Source organism: Flavobacterium sp. ACAM 123 (genome assembly GCF_000264055.1).
GTDB lineage: Bacteria > Bacteroidota > Bacteroidia > Flavobacteriales > Flavobacteriaceae > Flavobacterium.
Genome location: NZ_AJXL01000196.1, coordinates 1 through 2,703 on the forward strand (window position 1 = coordinate 1; position 2,703 = coordinate 2,703).

The 2,703-nt window shown below is 36.3% G+C and carries 1 protein-coding gene; it reads left to right on the top strand.

The window, feature by feature from the left end; genetic code table 11:
• Positions 1–96 precede the first annotated feature (96 nt).
• Positions 97–2,679, top strand: coding sequence for a TonB-dependent receptor (locus A3SG_RS0118075; RefSeq protein WP_016991400.1), 2,583 nt, complete (start codon positions 97–99; stop codon positions 2,677–2,679).
• The last annotated feature ends 24 nt before the right edge of the window (positions 2,680–2,703 follow it).

Below are 2,703 nucleotides of genomic sequence, written 5' to 3' on the forward strand. Positions count from 1 at the left end.
ATTAAAGTTTAGTAAACTACTAACTAAATTTATTACGTAAAAACCAAAACAACCTATTTATAGTAAACTTTAACTATTTTTTTAGGCGTATTATTTATGATAGTAGGACCCACAGTTATGAATGCCCAAACAATCAAAGGGATTGTTACGGACGAGAACGGGCAACCTTTGCCCTATTCGAATGTTATTGAGAAAGAAACTTCTAATGGTGTTACCACGGACGGAAATGGTAATTTTGAAATTAAAGTAAAAGGATTCCCTGTTACATTAATCGCTAAATATGTAGGATTTCAAAATAAAAGTATTGAAGTGAATAGTGCTTCTGCTGCGATTGTTTTCAAGTTAGACCCTAATAATAGCTTAGATGAGGTTGTCGTTACGGGCAACAGATCAAAAGTGCGTAGTGTATTAAATTCTGCAGTGCCTATTGACAAGTTGTACGCCGAAGATCTCAAATCCAGTGGACAGGTAACTTTTGATAAGATGTTAGCCTACAAAATCCCATCATTTAATTCGAGTAGCCAAGCTATTTCTGATGCGACAGCTCATTTTGACCCGGCAGATTTACGCGGTCTAGGACCCAGCCGTACCTTAGTTTTAGTAAACGGAAAAAGAAAAAATCAAAGTGCATTAGTGTACATAAACGACACTCCGGGCAAAGGAGAGGTAGGAACAGATATGAAAAGTATTCCGTTTTCTGCAATCGAAAGAGTGGAAGTCTTACGTGATGGAGCTTCAGCCCAATATGGTTCAGATGCGATTGCAGGGGTGGTGAATATTATCCTTAAAAAGCAAACTAACTTTACTGAAGTAAGTCTTACCTCAGGAGTTACATCACAAGGAGATGGTTTCAATTTTGGAGCTGATCTTAATTCAGGGTTTAAAATCGCTGATAAAGGTTTTGTGAATTTTAATATTTCTTATTTAGCACAAAACAAAACGAACAGAGCTGGAAAACCAGGAAAGGACGATTTGTTTGGAGTAGCTGCAGATGATGCACAATGGGGAGATTGGTTAAGTAGAAATCCTGATTTAGGGATGACTATCGGACTACCTGATTCTAAAATGGGAGCTTTTGTAGTTAATGCTGAATATCCCCTTTCTGAAGTGACAACAGTGTATGCTTTTGGCGATGTGAATATTAGAAAAGGTACGAGTTATGCTTTATATAGAGCGCCTTACTGGGTTTCAGATCCAAACAATTTGTTGCATGAAGCAGGTACGACTTATAATGGATTCCAACCTACATTTGAGACTGATATATTCGATAATCTAGGATCCATTGGGCTAAGATCTAATGTGTTTGGTTTTAATGCAGATTTCAGTTTAACGGCTGGATCTAATAAGGTAGATTACACAGTAGGAAACTCATTGAATGTTTCTCTGGGTGCTAACAGTCCTACTCAATTTGAGGCTGGTGGATATACCTTTAGTCAATTGGTAGGGAATGCTGATTTTTCCAGAACATTCGATAAGGTCACTTTCGGTTTTGGAACAGAAATAAGAAGAGAACAATTTGAGGCAAGAGCGGGTCAAGAAGAGTCTTACGTAGGAGGTGGTGCACAATCATTTCCTGGATTACAACCAGCGAATGCGCTAAAAGAAACTCGTAGCAACGTGGGGGTTTATACCACTTTAGACTACGATATGTCAGAAGCTTTCTTAATAGGAGGTTCTATACGATATGAAAACTATTCAGATTTTGGTGATAATATCTCATGGAAAGTAAGTTCTCGTTACAAACTTACTAATGATGTTGCGATACGAGCTTCTTTTAGTACAGGATTTAGAGCTCCGGCGTTACACCAAATTTACTTGAGTAATATTCAAACATTAGTGTCTGGAGGCAGAATTTCTAATCAAGGAACTTTTAATAATGTGGATCCAGCAGTTATTGGGTTAGGAGTTCCTAAATTGGATGCTGAGGAATCACAAAACATTGCAACAGGAATTACATTTAGATCAGGGGCTAATTTCTCTGCCTCGCTTGATTTCTACCATATAAAGGTAAGAAATCGTGTATTGTTTTCTGGCGAGGTTGGCTTTGACGGAGATGATACAACTACAAATCCGGTTGAAGAGGTATTACTTGATAATGATATTACAAGTATGAAGTTTTTCATCAACGCAGTTAATACCATAACTAAGGGAGTTGACGTAGTTTTAAATTATAAAAACCTGGAAATAGGAACTGGTAGATTAGGGCTTAATTTAGCATCTAATATTGCCAATACTAAAATTGACGGAAAAATTGGTACCCCAGCTATTTTGAGTGCCAATGGATATGATATTTTTAACCGTAAAGAGCAAGGTAGAATTCTTAGTGCACGACCGAATACAAAAGTATTACTAGGAATGAATTATGATTTGAATAAAACTACTTTTATTTTTAATAATACTTATTTTGGTGAAGTTACTTGGCAACATGCCACAGATGTAGCAAAAGATCAAACTTTTGCAGGAAAGGTGATTACAGATTTAGGTGTTGCTTATAATTTTACAAGTACGTTATCTGCTAATGTTATGGTAAACAATTTACTCAATGTTTACCCGGATTTATTGGATACAAAAGGGGATGTTGTTACTGATTTAGGAGGTCGTTTTAAATATGCTTGGGAAGTGAACCAATTTGGATTTAGCGGAACTACGTTTACAGCGGGTTTAAATTTTAAGTTTTAAAGATTAAATTAATTAACATAAAAA